We start from the raw sequence: 16,176 nt of genomic DNA, 5'->3' as shown, positions 1-16,176 counted from the left end.
GGACTTGACGCGGAGGCGCGGCGAGCGCGGCACGGGCCCCGCAGGTAATTCGACTCGCCACACCCCTTGCGAGTTGTAGAACCCGTTACTACCTTCACGGCAATTCACATTTCCTGATGGACCGTCAGAATGGTGGGTGGTCGCCGATGCCCTGTCCCGCGCTGCCCGACGGGTTCGACTTCACCGACCCGGATGTGCTGCAACACCGCGTGCCCCTACCGGAGTTCGCCGAACTTCGCCGGGCCGAACCGGTCCGCTGGATCCCCCAGTCGGCCGGCCTGGCCGGATTCCAGGACTCGGGCTACTGGGCGGTCACCCGGCACGCGGACGTCAAGTACGTCTCCACGCACCCGGAGATCTTCTCCTCCTACCTCAACACCGCGATCATCCGCTTCCACGAGCACATGCAGCGCGACGCGATCGACGCCCAACGGCTGATCCTGCTCAACATGGACCCGCCGGAGCACACCCGCGTCCGCCAGATCGTGCAGCGCGGTTTCACGCCCCGGGCGATCCGTGCGCTGGAGGAGCGGCTGCGGTCCCGCGCCCACGCGATCGTCGAGGGCGCGCGTGCCCACTCGGGGCCCTTCGACTTCGTCACCGAGGTCGCCTGCGAACTGCCTCTCCAGGCGATAGCCGAGCTGATCGGCATCCCCCAGGACGACCGCATCAAGATCTTCGAGTGGTCCAACAAGATGATCGCGTACGACGACCCGGAGTACGCCATCACCGAGGAGATCGGCGCCGAGTCGGCCGCCGAACTCATCTCGTACGCCATGAACATGGCCGCCGACCGCAAGCAGTGCCCGGCGAAGGACATCGTCAGCACGCTGGTGGCGGCGGAGGACGAGGGCAACCTCGCTTCCGACGAGTTCGGCTTCTTCGTGCTGATGCTGTCCGTCGCGGGCAACGAGACCACCCGCAACGCCATCACACACGGCATGCACGCCTTCCTCACCCACCCCGAGCAGTGGGAGCTGTACAAGCGCGACCGTCCGGCGACCACCGCCGAGGAGATCGTGCGGTGGGCGACCCCCGTCGTCTCCTTCCAGCGCACCGCCACCCAGGACACCGAACTCGGCGGCAGGCAGATCAAGAAGGGCGACCGGGTCGGTCTCTTCTACGCCTCCGCCAACCACGACCCCGACGTCTTCGAGAACCCGGACACCTTCGACATCACCCGCGACCCCAACCCCCACCTCGGCTTCGGCGGCGGAGGCCCGCACTACTGCCTCGGCAAGTCGCTCGCCGTCCTCGAAATCGACCTGATCTTCAACGCGATCGCCGACGCGATGCCGAACCTCACCCTGGTCGGCGACCCGCGCCGGCTGCGCTCCGCGTGGATCAACGGCGTCAAGGAACTCCAGGTCGACGCCGGCTGACCGCGCCGCACGCTCGGGCCGACGGCCTCCCGGTGCCCGTCGGCCCGTCCCGCGGGAGGCAGGGGCTCCTCCCTACGCCCTGCCCCTGCCTCCCCCGCGACCGAACCCGAGACCCCGGCCGAGACCGGCAGGACTGCCTTCCCTCGCCGGCACCGGCACCTTCGTACCGACCTCCACGGGCTTCATCAGCGCCCTCGGCCGCGGACCCTGGAGAAGGTGGGTCAGGCCGAAGCCCGCGCCGACGACGACCGCGCCGCCCACCGCGTCCAGAACCCAGTGGTTGCCGGTCGCCACGATCGCGGAGACCGTGAACAGCGGGTGCAGCAGCCCGAGCGCCTTCATCCACCACCTGGGCGCCAGGACCGCGATCACCAGACCGCACCACAGGGACCAGCCGAAGTGCAGCGAGGGCATCGCCGCGTACTGGTTGGTCAGCGCGGTCAGCGTGCCGTAGTCCGGCTTGGAGAAGTCCTGTACGCCGTGCACGGTGTCGATGACGCCGAGGCCCGGCATCAGCCGCGGCGGGGCGAGCGGGTAGAGCCAGAAGCCGACGAGCGCGAAGAGGGTGGCGAAGCCGAGCGCCGAGCGTGCCCAGCGGTAGTCGCCGGGGCGGCGGGCGTAGAGGACGCCGAGGAGCGTGAGCGGGACGACGAAGTGGAACGACTCGTAGTAGAAGTCGAAGAAGTCCCGCAGCCACTCGACCTTGAAGACGGCGTGGTTGGCCCAGTGCTCGATGTCGATGTGCAGGAACTTCTCGATGGAGAGGATCTGGTCGCCGTGGTGTTCGGCGGTGCTCCGGCCGCCCGCGTTGGTGCCGCCCGTCGCGGCGAGTCTGACCTGCTGGTAGGCGGAGTAGCCGACGCGGATCAGAAGCAGTTCGAGCAGCAGGTTGGGGCGGGTGAACACACGGCCCAGGAAGGGCAGCAGCGGCACCCGCTTCCTGGGGGTACCTCCCAGGCCTTCAGGGCTCTGGGGGAGCGTGGGCACCGGCTCCGCGTACTCGGTGGGGATCGGCGCCCGGTAGTACTCCGAGGTGCGGGACAGGAACGGTACGAGGGTGGCGGCGGCGAGCGCGGCGAGCAGCACCACGTTGTCCCGCAGCGGGTAGAGCGCCGGCATGTTCGGCAGCATCATCTTCGCGGGCAGGCTCATGACGAGGATGACGGCGACGGGCCACATGGCGCGGTCCGAGGTCTTCTTGCCGACCTGGCCGACCACGGCGAACAGCACCCACAGCAGCTGGTGCTGCCAGGTGGTGGGCGAGACGGCGACGGCGACACAGCCGGTGATGGCCACGGCGAGCAGCAGTTGCCCGTCCCGCGCGTACCGGACGGCGCGGCGCAGGCCGAGGACCGCGACGCCCGCGCCGAGCAGCAGGAACAGGCCGATCTCCAGCGGGCCGTTGAGGCCGAGCCGCAGCAGCGCGCCGTGCAGCGACTGGTTGGCGAGGTCGTCGGCGTCCCCGCCGAGGCCGACGCCCGCCAGGTGGTGCACCCAGTACGTGTGGGAGTCGTGCGGCATCGCGGCCCAGGCCAGCGCGGTGAGACCGGCGAAGGTGAGGCCGGTGGACTCGGCGGCGCGGCGGCGCCCGGTGAACCAGAGCAGCGGCGCGAAGAGCAGCACGGTGGGCTGCAGGGCGGCGGCGACGCCGATGAGCACGCCCGAGGCGCGTTCGCCGCGGACGGCGAAGCAGCCGAGCAGGACGAGCAGCACCGGGATGATGCTGGTCTGGCCGAGATACAGGGCGTTGCGCACCGGCAGCGACAGCATCAGCAGGCTGATCGCGACGGGCGCGGCGAGCAGGGACGTCCGCCGGCTCACCGGCTGGGGCAGGGCGCGTGCCGCGACCAGGCCGAGCGCGACGACCAGTGACAGGCTGCCGAAGGTCCAGCCCCAGCCGAGCGCCTGCTCGGCGGCGCGGGTGAGGGGTTTGAGGACCAGCCCCCCGAAGGGGGTGCCGGTGAACTGCGTCGAGTCGTACAGCGACCCCTTCACATGCAGGACGCCGTTCGTCCCGACCCAGGTCTCCAGGTCGGTCAGCCGTTCCCCTTTCGGGGTGCTCAGGACGACGGTGACCTGCCGTACCGCGAGGACGGCGGCGATCAGCCACAGCCCGATGCGGATCGTGCGCAGCCGTGCTCTGGCCGTCTCCGCCGCCCCCGCCCCGAAGGCATTACCCGCTGTCCTGCCGTGCTCAACGTTCGCCACGCCCCGTCGGCCCTCCCGCCCCGTTCGTCCCGTTCATCCCGCGTCTCCCCTGCGGTCGGGCCCTGTCCAGCCCCCATGAGGCTCGCACGCCCCCGCTGAGAGACGCAGGCAACCCCCTCTTCACCTGACGGCCTCCCGCCTTTTGTCCGGATGACGATAGTGCGAGAACGGTTCGGTTCCCCCCGCCGTTCGCGACATAGATCACAGACAGGCCGTCGAAAGACCACTCACGGCCCGGCCGTCACTCCTGCACACAGCACATTTACGTGCACTGTGCACCTGACCGCGCTTCACCGCCTCGATGCCCGCCGCGATGCCCGCCGCGCTGCCCGCGCTCTTCCCGACGAAGGTCCGCTACGGCTCGCTCTTCATCGGCTTCAACGCCTCCGTCTCGCTCCGCGACGCGCTGAACCGCAACCCTGTGGAACGGCGGGCCCGGGTGGACTAAATTTGCCGCGGGACTAGTTAGCGCATCTAACTAGGCATACGAAAGGCATGGTTCATGAGCGAGTCGCAGCTCTGGAACGACGTCGACGACTACTTCGCCGCCCTCCTCTCCCCCGCCGACGAGCCCCTGACAGCAGCTCTGCGCGACAGCGACGCGGCCGGACTGCCGCCCATCGCCGTCGCCCCGAACCAGGGCAAGCTGCTCCAGCTCCTCGCGCAGATCCAGGGCGCCCGTCGCATCCTGGAGATCGGCACGCTCGGCGGCTACAGCACGATCTGGCTGGGCCGCGCGCTCCCGGCCGACGGCCGGCTGATCACCTTCGAGTACGACGCCACGCACGCCGAGGTCGCCCGCCGCAACCTCGCCCGCGCGGGCCTCGACGGGATCTCCGAGGTACGGGTGGGCCCCGCGCTGGAGTCGCTGCCCAAGCTGGCCGAGGAGAACCCCGAGCCGTTCGACCTCGTGTTCATCGACGCGGACAAGGTGAACAACCCGCGTTATGTCGAGTGGGCCCTCAAGCTCACCCGCCCCGGCAGCCTGATCGTCGTCGACAACGTGGTGCGCGGCGGCCGGGTCACCGACGCGGACAGCACCGACCGGAGTGTGCGAGGCACCCGGGAGGCACTCGAACTGATCGCCGCCCACCCGAAGTTGAGCGGCACGGCGATCCAGACGGTGGGCAGCAAGGGGTACGACGGGTTCGCGCTGGCACGCGTGCTGGCCTGACCCGGACGGGCTTTCCCGGGATCTCTGGCCTCGGGGATCTCAGGGCTCGGGGATCTCAGGGCTCGTGATAGAAGCCCACGTTGACACTGTGCGGGCCGGTGCGGTCGAGGATGACGATCTCCCCCGAACCGCCCGCCGGGAGCGTCACCGTCCCGCCGTACGGGATGGGCCGGGTCGGCAGCCCGGCCAGCGTCAGCCGTACCTCCGAGGAGGGGTCCGGGCGTGATCCGCGCAGCCACGTGACCTGCCAGGTCTCCTCCGGGCCGCACAGAAACTCCAGGTGCACCCGGGAGACGAACAGCCAGTCGTCGGGGGTCGCGAGCCGGCACACGGCCCGGTCCCGGCCCACCCGCAGCATCGCGCCGGGCTCGCTGGGTGCGTCGGCCATCAGCATTCCGGCCGTCGCGCCCGCGTCCGTCCCGGTGACCGAGGCCATGGTGAGTTCGAGCACGTGCGCTCCTTCGAGTTCCGGCGGTTCGAGCGTTTCATCGGTTCCATCGAGTCGCGGCGGTTCAACCGTCCTGGTGCCGAACATGATTGACGCGCCGCCGCCGCATGATAAATCGCCCGATCGTCCGACCGGGCCTCCTCCGGCACAATGGACGTATGACCGAGCGCAAGCCACCCGGCGTCAGCTTCGAGTCCTGGGTCGACCGCCAGATCCGCGAGGCGGAGGCCCGCGGCGAGTTCGCGGACCTGCCCGGCGCGGGCAAGCCGATGCCCGACGTGACCGACACGTCGTACGACGAACTGTGGTGGATCAAGCGGAAGATGGCCCGCGAGGGACTGTCGGTGCTGCCGCCGACACTGGCCCTGCGCAAGGAGGCCGAGGACGCCCTCGCGGCGGCGTCCGTGGCCCCCTCGGAGCCGGTGGTCCGACGGATCGTCGAGGACATCAACACCAAGATCCGCGAGATGATGTTCAAACCGCCGCCGGGGCCGCCCCTCGGCCTGAAGCCGTACGACGTCGACGAGATCGTCCGGCAGTGGCGCGAGCGCCGGACCGGGTGATCCCGTCGACACGTGAGGCCGCGCCCCGGGGACATGGTCCGGGACGCGGCCTCACGGTCGTACGCGGTGGTTCGAGTTCTTCGGGGCTCTTCAAGTTCTTCGGGCTCTTCGGGCTCCTAGAGGTGCAGCAGTCGCTCCGCGACCTCGCGGTAGTCGCGCAGGGCGAGGCGCAGCTTCTCGGTGTCGGCCGAATCACCCGCGTCGGCCGCCTCCAAGGTCGTGCGCAGCGTGCGGCGGCGCCGGGCCATGGCGTCCGTGAACTCGGCGGTGAGCTCTTCGAGGACATGGTCGGCCTCCTCGACGGACGCCCGCGGCCCGTCTACGAAGCCACCGACCGCGTGCTGCAGACGCAGCGCGTACTTGTCGCACTCGTCGTGCGTCAGTAGCGCGGCGTCGCCGTTGCCGCTTCCCCTGCCACTGCCGTTGCCGTTCCCACTGGCGCGCGGGGCGGTGTCGCGCTGTCCGGTGCGCGCGGGCTCCGCCGTCTCACGGAGGGACGCCTCACGGGGGGACGCCTCGCGGGACGCCGTGCTGTCTGCCGGACGCCGGGGTCCCTCTCCCCGGTCGTACGAAGCCGAGTCGGCGGGCGTGCCCGGCGGCGCGGCGCGCTCGCCGGTCTCAGCGGCGGGGCCCCTCGCCTCCCGGCGCGGGTCCGTCGTCTCCCGGCGCGGGTCCGTCGCCTCGCGACTCGTGTTCGTCGCCTCGCGGCGCGGGCTGTCCTCGTAGCTGTTGCCGCTGTCCGATGTCATCCTCTTCACCTTCCTCAACTCCCCTTCGCATGGCGCCTGGTGGGGGCCCACGGCATGTGGGACCGGTGGGGACGGTCGTCCGGAACGGGTTCCGCGGAGCGCTCGGTGTCCCGGCGCCCCGGGGCCATCAGTTCCTCGAAGAGGCCGCGGGCCTCGACCATGGCCGCACGGAGTTCCTCCGTGCCGCCGGGGCCGTTCGGGGTACGGGTGTGTGTGGCCTGGTGGACGCGCCGGTAGCCGTGCACCTGGTCGGCGTGGTGGACGGAGAGCGCGGCGAACTGCTCCTCGTAGCGCCCGCCGTCGGGGAAGCCGCGGGCACCGGCCAGCTCGGCGAGCAGCCGGTCCGCCTCGGCCACCGCCTCCTGGGGCGAGTCGACGAAGCGTTCCTGAACGACCGCCCAGCGGGCCGCGTACTCCTCGCGCGCCGCCGGCTCCAGCGGCCGCTCCCGCAGCGAGCCATGCTGCTTCACCCGCTCGGCGAGGTCGTTCTCGGCTGCCTTGGTGTCACCGTCGTGCTGGGCGACGGCCCGGTCGTACTCGGGCCCGAAGCGCCGCCGCAGTGTGCGCCCGCCCTGCGGCCTGCGGGCCAGGAGGCTCAGAGCGGCCGCGACGACGGCGACCGCCACAATCACGATCACAATCAGAGCGATGATGAGGCCTGTGGACATGGGTGCCTTCCGGGGTTCTCGACCCGACGGGCCGGTTCTCGAACCGGGTTGCCCGGAAGTCCACGCTCAAACGGCCCCGTCCCGTAACCGTCCCGAACCCGTCCCGAACCCGTCCCGGACCCGCCCGCACCGGCGGCCCACCGAAATCCGCTTGCGGACCGGGGCCGACACCTCCCGACAATGGCCGCCATGACCTGGACCGTGACCCCCGAGCCCTTCGACTCCCCCGTCGCCGCCGCGCTGTGGCGGGCGTACTACACGGAGGTCAGCGACCGCTGGTACCTGCTGCACGAGGGACACGCGACCGACCCCGAGGAACTGGAGCGGGAGATCGCGGCGACCCCGGGTGCCGAGTTCCGGACGCCCGGCGGGGTACTGCTGGTCGCGCGGTACGGCGGGGAGGCAGGGGGCATGGCCGGGGTGCGGATGCTCGACGCGACGACGGGCGAGCTGAAGCGCGTGTTCGTGCGCGGGGAGCTGCGGGGCAGGGGCTGCGCGGCGCTGCTGCTCGCGGCGGCCGAGGAGGCGGCGCGCGGCCTCGGCGCCGAGCGGCTGATCCTCGACACCCGCGGCGACCTGGTGGAGGCGCGCGCCCTGTACGCGCGGCACGGTTACGAGGAGACCGAGCCGCACAACGACGATGTCTACGCCGACCACTGGTTCACGAAGAAACTGACGCCCTGAAGGCCGCCGGCAGGATCACACCGGTGACCGCCGCGTACGCGGCACCGTGCCGTCGTGCGGGCGCTCCCCGTCGGAGCCGCACAGCTCTCCGTTCAGCTCCTCGACCAGTCTCATGAGATCGGTCGGCCGGTCGGGACCCCACCAGTCGCCGAGCAACTCGGAGAGGGAGTCCTCCCGGGCCTTGGCCAGCCTTTCGGCGACCTCGCGCCCCTCGTCGGTGAGGACGAGGTCGAGCCCCTCCCGGTCGGCGAGCCGGCGCTCCTCCAGCTGCCGGGCCGAGGCGAGCACCACGGGCAGCGGTACGGTGCTGCGCTCGGCGAGCCCGGCCGGCTCGGCCCAGCCGTACTTCTTGATCCGCAGCAGCAGCCAGCTCGCGGCGGGCAGCAGGTCGTAGCCGGCCCGCACGGTGATCTTCTCGTAGATCTCGCGCCGCCCCTCCCGGGTGCCGAGCACGGACAGCGCCCGGCACACCTCGTCGTACGACGACCGCTCCACGGGGTTGGTGGCGAGCGTCTCGGTGACGTCGGGCGCCGTGACCGACCCGCGCAGCTTGTCCTCGCGCAGGAACCAGGCCAGTACGAAGCCGAGGAGGGCGACCGGGGCGGCGTAGAGGAAGACGTCGGTGATGGACGAGGCGTACGCGTGCAGGACGGGCTGCTGGAGCGCGGACGGCAGCCCGGCGATGCCCTTCGGGTCGGCCTTGAGGGAGTCCGGGGTGATGCCCGCGGGAAGCCGCTGTCCGCTCAGCGCCTCCGTGAGGTTGCCGCCCAGGCGCCTCGTGAAGACCGTGCCGAAGATCGCCACGCCGAACGAGGCCCCGATGGACCGGAAGAAGGTGGCGCCGGAGGTGGCGACGCCCAGATCCTCGTACGAGACCGCGTTCTGCACGATCAGGACCAGGACCTGCATGACCAGGCCGAGCCCCAGGCCGAAGACGAGGAAGTACGCGCTCATCTCGCCGGTGCTGCTGCGCTCGTCGAGCTGGTGGAGCAGCAGCAGACCGATGGCCGTGACGCCGGTGCCGACGATGGGGAAGGCCTTCCAGCGGCCGGTACGGCTGACGATCTGCCCGGAGACGGTCGAGGAGAGCAGCAGCCCGAACACCATGGGCAGCATGTGCACTCCGGACAGGGTGGGGCTCACGCCGTGGACGACCTGGAGGAAGGTCGGCAGGTAGGTCATCGCGCCGAACATCGCGAATCCGACGATGAAGCTGATGACGGCGGAGAGGGTGAAGGTGCGGATACGGAAGAGCCTGAGCGGAAGGACGGGTTCGGCCGCCCGCCGCTCCACGGCCACGAAGGCCACGGCGAACAGAACCCCGAGCACCGCGAGGCCGATGATCTGCGGCGAACTCCATTCCCAGGTGGTGCCACCGAGCGAGGCGACGAGAACGAGACAGGTGGCGACCGCGGCGATGAGGAAGGTGCCGAGGTAGTCGATGACATGTTCGGCGGACTTCCTGGGGGTGCGCAGGACCGTCGCGATCACGACGAGCGCGACGACGCCGACGGGCAGGTTGACATAGAAGACCCAGCGCCAGCTGAGGTGCTCGGTGAAGAGTCCGCCGAGCAGCGGCCCCAGCACGCTGGTCGCGCCGAAGACGGCGCCGAACAGCCCCTGGTACTTTCCCCGTTCGCGCGGCGCGACGATGTCACCGACGATCGCCATCGACAGCACGATGAGCCCACCGCCGCCGAGCCCCTGCAAGGCCCGGAAGCCGATCAGCTCGCCCATGTTCTGTGCCAGGCCGCACAGCGCCGAGCCGATCAGGAAGATCACGATCGCGGCCTGGAACAGCTTCTTTCGGCCGTATTGGTCGCCGAGTTTGCCCCACAGCGGGGTCGCCGCGGTCGACGCGAGCAGATACGCGGTGACCACCCACGACAGATGATCCAGACCGCCGAGTTCACTGACGATGGTGGGCAGTGCGGTCGACACGATCGTCTGGTCGAGGGAGGCCAGCAGCAGGCCGAGCAGCAGCGCGCCGATCGAGAGGACGACGCTGCCGTGCACCGGCGCCTCCTGGGCGTCGACGGCGGCCGCCGAGCGCCTCCGCTCGGCGGACTCGTTCACACCGTGCGGCGGCGTGTCCGGGTCGTGCACCTCACCAGGTATGTCGTCCGCCATACGGACCTCCCACGAACCCTTCGAACCCTCTACACCCTTTACACCCTTTACGCCCTTCGAACCTTTCGAGCCCTCGAGCCTCGGTCACCGTTCGGCCACGCTCCGGTCACCTCCATGGTGGCGTCTGCGAACACTTATGGCCTGTTGAATCCCATAACATCCCATAAAATCCTGTGGCTCCGGCGAAGGGCGCGGAGGGAGTGATTCCGGGGGCTCCTGGGAGATTGACCGGGGAGTCTGGTTTAGCCTCGGGAGTTCTCAGGGGGAGTCGCAGGGGGAGGGACCCAACGCGTGACTGAACCGAACGGGCATGTCTGCCCCGAGTGCGCCGCGCCTCGGACGCCGGACGGCACCCCGTCCTGCGGCTGCACGGAGCGCGCCTCGGACGCCCTGCGCGAGGCCCGCACGGCGGAGGCGGCCGCGGCGGAGGACTTCGACCCACTGCGGATACGCCCCTACGTGGAGCTGGCGGAGCTGGGGACCAAGGACGCCTCCGACGCCACGATGCGGCTGGACACGGTGCCGTCCGACGCCACGATGCGGCTCGACACCGTGCCGTCCGACGCCACGATGCGGCTCGACACCGTGCCGTCCGCGGCCGCCGCACGGCACGGCCGCCCCGAGGAACCGATCCCGTACCCACCCCTGGCACCACCCTCCGGTGCCGTCCCGGATGCCCTGCCGGATGCCCTGCCGGACGACCGGTCGGAGGAACCGCCCCGGCGTCGGCGGCGTACGGCCGCCCTGCTGGCCGTCGCCGGGGCCGCCGTGGCGGTCGTGGCCGCGGCGGGGTTCGCGAGCGGGCTGTTCTCGTACGACGCCCCCGCGCGGGACGAGGCGCTGCCGGACGAGATCCGGGCGAGCGTGCCGGAGTCGTCCTCGACGTCCACGTCTCCCGCGCCGTCGTCGTCGGAGCGCGGGTCGTCGCCCGCGGGGTCGGCACCGGCCGCGGGCGGCGACCCGGGGTCGCAGCCGAGCGCGCGTCCGACGTCCTCCGCGTCGCCCTCGACCACATCGGCGCGGCCGTCCCCGTCGGTCACCCCGTCACCGACGCCGCCCTCGGCCACCACTACGACCACGGGCTCGCTGGCGCCCGGCCAGGACGCCTCGGACACACAGCCGGTCCAGACCCTGCAACGCGGCGACAAGGGCCCCGAGGTCACCGAACTCCAGCTGCGCCTGGCCCAGTTGTCCCTCTACACCGGCGACACCGACGGCGTGTACTCCCGCCAGGTCGAGGACGCCGTACGCCGCTACCAGAAGGCCCGGGGCATCACGGGCGACGAGCAGGGCGTGTACGGGGCGGCCACGCGGGCGAGCCTGGAGAAGGAAACGACGGAGCCATAGCCCGCCGGGACAGACCCCGGGCCACCGCCGCGGGGTTCCGTCCTGCTCTTCCACTGCGGCGCGACGGGGGTTCCATTCCACTGCGGGCTGATGGGAGGACCTTCCACTGCGGACCGGCGGGGGCTGATCGCGCAGTTCCCCGCGCCCCTGAGACCGGGGCTACGCCCCAGAACCTCCACCCGCCCGAGATCGCTCGACCGCGGGCCAGTGGCGGCCGGGCACGCAGTTCCCTGCGCCCCTGGAACCGGGGCTACGCCCCAGAACCTCCACCCGCCCGAGATCGCTCGACCGCGGGCCAGTGGCGGCCGGGCACGCAGTTCCCTGCGCCCCTGGAACCGGGGCTACGCCCCAGAACCTCCACCCGCCCGAGATCGCTCGACCGCGGGCCAGCGTGGGCCGGGCACGCAGTTCCCCGCGCCCCTCAAAGACTCCGGCCCGCCCGGCGCTTCGAGGGCGAGGCCGGGGCCGTGCTCCACCGACCTCGCTCCGCGCCACCCGGCGCGTGAGGACGAGGCCGAAGGCCGGCCCCAGCCAGCCCACCCACCCCAGTCCCCACCGTCCCACCCCCCTCCGCCCCACCCAGCCCGTCCGGCGTTTGAGGACGAGGCCGTTCAGGCCGATGCGGGGGTCCGGGGGCGGCAGCCCCCGGCGGGGTCGAAGGGGCGGAGCCCCTGGGGATGGGACGGGTAGGGGCGGCGGGGGCGAGAATCGCATCGGACGGTCAGCCGACGTGCAGCCGTATCGTCCCGTCCCCCAAACCCTCCACCCGCACCCGCGTCAGATCACGAACAAGCACATCCGGCCGATGGAACCCCGCCCGAGGCCCCACCCCGACCACCCGCATCCCCGCCCCCCGCCCCGCCGAGATCCCCGCACCGGAGTCCTCGAAGACAACACACTCCTCAGGCGCGACCCCCAACTCGGCGGCACCCTTCAAGAACCCCTCCGGATCCGGCTTGCTCGCGCCCACGGACTCCGCGGTGATCCGGACATCGGGCAGCCCGAGCCCGGCGGCAGCCATCCGCGCACCGGACAGCGCCACATCCGCGGAGGTCACCAGCGCATGCGGCAACCCGGCAAGCGAGGCCAGAAACTCCGCGGCGCCCGGAATCGCGACGACACCGTCCATGTCGGCGGTCTCCTCGGCGAGCATCCGCGCGTTGTCGGCGTGGTTCTGCTCCATGGGCCGGTGCGGCAGCAGCACCGCCATGGAGGCGTATCCCTGCCGGCCGTGGACGACCTTCATGACCTCGTCCCCGTCGAGCCCGTGCCGGTCGGCCCAGCGGCGCCAGCAGCGCTCGACCACGGCGTCCGAGTTCACGAGGGTGCCGTCCATGTCGAGCAGGAGGGCGCGGGCGGTCAGAACGGTGGTGGCCGACATCGGCAGGCTCCAGAGCGCGGGGGAAAGGGCCGGGGTGTCCAGTGGATCACCACCGGGTCCCCCGGGAACAAGGCGGCCCCGCCCGCCGGTCAGGGAGTGCGGACGGGAGCCACTTTGTTTCTCTACCATACAAAACAAGGAGCCCCGCCGCCACCACTACCGACCGACACCTTCCTCAGCCCGCCACTACTACCGACCGACGCCCCCCTCAGCCCGCCACCGCCTCGTACAGACACCTACCTCAGCCCGCCACCGCCTCGTACAGACTCCAGACCCCCAGCGCCAGCATCAGGACCGCCGCGACCTTGGTGATGAGCTCCAGCGGCACCCGCTTCATCAGCGCCTTCCCGCCGACGATGCCGAGCCCGGCCACCGCCCAGAGCGCGAGCACCGCGCCGAGGCCGACGGAGAGCGGGTCGTCGTATCGGGCCGCGAGGTTCGCCGTCATGATCTGCGTGAGGTCGCCGAACTCGGCGACCAGGATGAGCATGAAGCCCGCCCCGGACACCTTCCAGAAGCTCTGGTTCTCGGGCTTGCGGATCTCCTCGTCGTCCTCGCCCTTCTTCAGGAGCAGCACGGCGGCACCCGCGAGGAACAGCACACCCGTGAGCGCGTGCACGATCTGCTGGGGCAGCAGGGTCAGCACGCTGCCCGCCGCGACGGCGAGCGCGACATGCACGGCGAAGGCGGCGGCGACGCCCGCGAAGACATATGAGGCGCGGTAGCGGGTGCCCAGGACGAGCCCGGCGAGCGCGGTCTTGTCCGGCAGCTCCGCAAGGAAGACGACGCCGAAGACGAGCGCCATCACGCTGATGCTGATCAAAATTCCTCAATCGGTCGGGGCTGCCCCACCGAGAGTGCTGTGACTGCGACGCGACACCTCGGCACGGCAGCACACATAGGCGCCCGCACGAGGACATACGTACGGACGGTGCACTGCTCTGCCGAAGGTCTCGCTGGCCGACCCCGGGGCCATGGGCCCTGGTCGTGGTCTGCCTCCGGGCGCCGGCTCAGACGAGCTGAGCAGTATGTCGACGGTCCGGCGAAGAGCTACTCCCCTTCTGCGCCATCCATCGTACGGGATGACGAAATGAGCCGCGAAGGGCCATAGGTCCCGAACCCGTCACACCGGGCCCCGGAAAGCCCCGGAGGCCGCCCCGCCCGATCCGGAAAGCCGTTGCCCTGATTCACAGAAACCGGTTGCCCCATACCCCTTGGCATGTCATGTCCCCGTCACTAGCTTCTTACCTGCCCCACACCTTCCGGAAATGCGCCACCGGAAGCATGAGCGCGCTCGCTCCAACGTCCCCCCACCTCAAGGGAGTTCGCATGCCAAAGGTCTACGCGCGTCGACGGCTGAGCATACTCGCAGCCTTCACCGGTCTGATAGCCATGGCCGGGATATTCAACGGCCCGACCGCCTCCGCCGCGCTGCCCACCCCGGTCAGCGCCGCCACCGCCCGCACCTACCTCGCCTCGCTCACCGTGGCGACGGAGAACCGCACCGGGTACGACCGTGATCTGTTCCCCACCTGGATCACCATCAGCGGCACCTGCAACACCCGTGAGTACATCCTCAAGCGCGACGGTTCGAACGTCACCACCGACTCCGCCTGCGTCGCCACCAGCGGCAGCTGGTACTCCGTCTACGACGGCGCCACCTGGACCGCCGCCTCCGACGTCGACATCGACCACCTCGTCCCGCTCGCCGAGGCCTGGGACTCCGGCGCGAGCGCCTGGACCACCGCCCAGCGGCAGGCCTTCGCCAACGACGTGACGCGCCCGCAGCTGATCGCCGTCACGGACAACGTGAACCAGTCCAAGGGCGACAAGGACCCGGCCGAGTGGATGCCGTCCATCACCTCCTACGCCTGCACGTACGTCCGTGCCTGGGTCCAGGTGAAGTACTACTACAACCTCAAGGTCGACACCGCGGAGAAGACCAAGCTCAGCTCGGTCCTCAGCGGCTGCTGACCCCCGGGCCGGTCCCACCGGTCCTCGCCGGTCCCCACCCCCCACAGAAACCGGCGCAGTTCCCGGAACCTCCCCGCTCTCCTCCGTCGTTCCGTACCGTACGGGGCGACGGAGGAGGGTGATCACCATGGCGGAGCTGCGCCTGGGACCGCTGCTGAGGTACGTCGACGGCTCGTCCGCGACCTTCTGGGTCGAGGCGAGCCGTCCGTGCACCGCCGAGGTGCGCTGCGCCGACGGCGCGCGCGGCTCGGCCCGTACCTTCCAAGTCGCCGGGCACCACTACGCGTTGGTGCCGGTGAGCGGTCTGACACCGGGCACCACCGTCGCGTACGAGGTGCTGCTGGACGACGTCGGCGTCTGGCCGCCGCCCGACTCGCCCTTCCCGCCCTCGGTCGTCCGCACCCCGGCCGAACAGGACGCCGTCCGTGTCACCTTCGGCTCGTGCCGCTGGGCCGCGCCGCCCGCGGACGAGAAGGACCCGGTCGGGCCCGACGCCCTGGACACGCTCGCGGCCCGGATCGCGGCCGAACCCGAGGGCGAACGACCGGACGTCCTGCTCCTGTTGGGCGACCAGGTGTACGCCGACGAGACGTCCAAGGCGACCCAGCGCTGGCTCACCGCCCGCCGCGATCTCGCGGATCCCCCGGGCGACGAGGTCGCGGACTACGAGGAGTACACCCGCCTCTACTACGAATCCTGGCTCGACCCGGAAGTCCGCTGGCTGCTGTCCACCGTGCCCAGCTGCATGATCTTCGACGACCCAAAGACTCGTGACTTCCAGTTCTAGCACATCTGCCCAGGTCAGCGCAGGTATTCAACGTCAGAGAGGGAGCGCCGACGACGCCAACTCGCGCGCCCCAGGGGCCACTTATCCGCGTAGCCTGATGGGGCCAGAAAATCAGTGCCCCGGCGGGAAGGCTTCCGCACAGGGACCGCCTGAAATGGAGTCGGCCATGCCTGAGCCTATCCGCGCTGAACGAATGCGCCGCCTACCGTGGACCGGCCCCGAAGGCACGGCGGAGTACGGAGCCCCCAGGGAAGTGGATCAGATAGCCGATCGCGCCGAAGCGCACATCATCAACATGGCGCGCAATGACGCTGCCTACGCGCTGACGATGGCGGAGCGCCCGGAAGTCTCGCGCGCTGAACTCTGCCGATTGATCGCAAAGTTGGCCGGTGCTGTGCAGGACGTTGCCAGCGTGGCCGAACTGCGCGGCGAACGGCTGAACGCGCCGGTTGCAAGGGCGCTGGAAGACGCTTTGCGCGCCGCTCTGAGTCAGCGCTGAGAAAAGCAATGGGCTCCGTCCACGCACCACGGGGGAACAGCGCATGGACGGAGCCTCTCAACCTCGCTGCCGGAGTGCTGGCCGACAGCGAGGGACCTAGGCGGCAAATCCTCATGCGGATTGCTCGACAGACGGTGGTTCCTTCACCCAGTTCTGATGTCCGAACTCCCGGTGAATCCGCA

The 16,176-nt window shown here is 70.6% G+C and carries 15 protein-coding genes and 1 pseudogene; 9 read left to right on the top strand and 7 right to left on the bottom strand.

The genetic code is table 11. The features are described from left to right. Positions 1 to 146 precede the first annotated feature (146 nt). Positions 147 to 1,382: a cytochrome P450 gene (locus RV986_RS36440; RefSeq protein ID WP_475921437.1), complete on the top strand. Its 1,236-nt coding sequence runs from the start codon at positions 147 to 149 to the stop codon at positions 1,380 to 1,382. A gap of 72 nt (positions 1,383 to 1,454) precedes the next feature. Here the strand turns inward: RV986_RS36440 and RV986_RS36435 are convergent, their stop codons facing one another. Continuing rightward, positions 1,455 to 3,590: a bifunctional glycosyltransferase 87/phosphatase PAP2 family protein gene (locus RV986_RS36435; RefSeq protein WP_475921436.1), complete on the bottom strand. Its 2,136-nt coding sequence runs from the start codon at positions 3,588 to 3,590 to the stop codon at positions 1,455 to 1,457. 301 nt (positions 3,591 to 3,891) lie between these two features. On the opposite strand from RV986_RS36435, the gene RV986_RS36430 reads away from it, so the two are divergent. Both RV986_RS36430 and RV986_RS36425 read left to right on the top strand, forming a co-directional pair. Continuing rightward, a complete protein-coding gene (locus tag RV986_RS36430; RefSeq protein ID WP_475924746.1) occupies positions 3,892 to 4,038 on the top strand; it encodes a hypothetical protein in 147 nt (48 codons plus the stop codon). 54 nt (positions 4,039 to 4,092) lie between these two features. Beyond that, complete coding sequence (locus RV986_RS36425; protein ID WP_475921435.1) at positions 4,093 to 4,764, top strand: O-methyltransferase; 672 nt, start codon at positions 4,093 to 4,095, stop codon at positions 4,762 to 4,764. A gap of 55 nt (positions 4,765 to 4,819) precedes the next feature. On the opposite strand, the gene RV986_RS36420 is transcribed toward RV986_RS36425, so the two are convergent. Next, complete coding sequence (locus RV986_RS36420; protein WP_475921434.1) at positions 4,820 to 5,215, bottom strand: hypothetical protein; 396 nt, start codon at positions 5,213 to 5,215, stop codon at positions 4,820 to 4,822. Positions 5,216 to 5,370: 155 nt separating this feature from the next. Between RV986_RS36420 and RV986_RS36415 the strand changes: the two genes are divergently transcribed. After that, positions 5,371 to 5,775 (top strand): DnaJ family domain-containing protein, encoded by a 405-nt coding sequence (locus RV986_RS36415; protein ID WP_475921433.1) that lies wholly within the window; start codon positions 5,371 to 5,373, stop codon positions 5,773 to 5,775. Between the two features lie 116 nt (positions 5,776 to 5,891). On the opposite strand, the gene RV986_RS36410 is transcribed toward RV986_RS36415, so the two are convergent. Then, entirely contained in the window at positions 5,892 to 6,524 is a 633-nt protein-coding gene (locus RV986_RS36410) for a hypothetical protein (protein ID WP_475921432.1), read from the bottom strand. A 14-nt stretch (positions 6,525 to 6,538) separates the two neighbouring features. Continuing rightward, positions 6,539 to 7,192, bottom strand: coding sequence for a hypothetical protein (locus RV986_RS36405; protein ID WP_475921431.1), 654 nt, complete (start codon positions 7,190 to 7,192; stop codon positions 6,539 to 6,541). Positions 7,193 to 7,372: 180 nt separating this feature from the next. On the opposite strand from RV986_RS36405, the gene RV986_RS36400 reads away from it, so the two are divergent. Beyond that, a complete protein-coding gene (locus RV986_RS36400) occupies positions 7,373 to 7,876 on the top strand; it encodes a GNAT family N-acetyltransferase (RefSeq protein WP_475921430.1) in 504 nt (167 codons plus the stop codon). 15 nt (positions 7,877 to 7,891) lie between these two features. Here the strand turns inward: RV986_RS36400 and RV986_RS36395 are convergent, their stop codons facing one another. Next, positions 7,892 to 10,006 (bottom strand): MDR family MFS transporter, encoded by a 2,115-nt coding sequence (locus RV986_RS36395; protein ID WP_475921429.1) that lies wholly within the window; start codon positions 10,004 to 10,006, stop codon positions 7,892 to 7,894. Between the two features lie 291 nt (positions 10,007 to 10,297). Between RV986_RS36395 and RV986_RS36390 the strand changes: the two genes are divergently transcribed. Next, positions 10,298 to 11,353, top strand: coding sequence for a peptidoglycan-binding domain-containing protein (locus RV986_RS36390; protein ID WP_475921428.1), 1,056 nt, complete (start codon positions 10,298 to 10,300; stop codon positions 11,351 to 11,353). A gap of 721 nt (positions 11,354 to 12,074) precedes the next feature. On the opposite strand, the gene RV986_RS36385 is transcribed toward RV986_RS36390, so the two are convergent. Together RV986_RS36385 and RV986_RS36380 are read right to left on the bottom strand one after the other, a co-directional pair. Beyond that, complete coding sequence (locus RV986_RS36385) at positions 12,075 to 12,734, bottom strand: HAD family hydrolase (protein WP_475921427.1); 660 nt, start codon at positions 12,732 to 12,734, stop codon at positions 12,075 to 12,077. Between the two features lie 241 nt (positions 12,735 to 12,975). Continuing rightward, positions 12,976 to 13,557, bottom strand: a complete 582-nt coding sequence (locus tag RV986_RS36380; RefSeq protein WP_475921426.1) for a TMEM165/GDT1 family protein — start codon at positions 13,555 to 13,557, stop codon at positions 12,976 to 12,978. A 506-nt stretch (positions 13,558 to 14,063) separates the two neighbouring features. Here RV986_RS36380 and RV986_RS36375 point away from each other — a divergent pair. The 3 genes and pseudogenes from RV986_RS36375 (at position 14,064) to RV986_RS36365 (ending at position 15,994) form a co-directional block, all read left to right on the top strand. Continuing rightward, positions 14,064 to 14,708: an HNH endonuclease family protein gene (locus tag RV986_RS36375; protein ID WP_475921425.1), complete on the top strand. Its 645-nt coding sequence runs from the start codon at positions 14,064 to 14,066 to the stop codon at positions 14,706 to 14,708. 127 nt (positions 14,709 to 14,835) lie between these two features. Continuing rightward, positions 14,836 to 15,468 (top strand): annotated as a pseudogene (locus RV986_RS36370) (DUF7800 domain-containing protein); the annotation flags it as partial. 193 nt (positions 15,469 to 15,661) lie between these two features. Continuing rightward, positions 15,662 to 15,994, top strand: a complete 333-nt coding sequence (locus RV986_RS36365) for a hypothetical protein (protein ID WP_475921424.1) — start codon at positions 15,662 to 15,664, stop codon at positions 15,992 to 15,994. Positions 15,995 to 16,176: the final 182 nt, after the last annotated feature.

It is taken from the genome of Streptomyces sp. RLA012 (assembly GCF_056270325.1).
The sequence above is the reverse complement of the archived record's forward strand: the minus strand, read 5'-3'. Positions and strand labels throughout refer to the sequence as shown.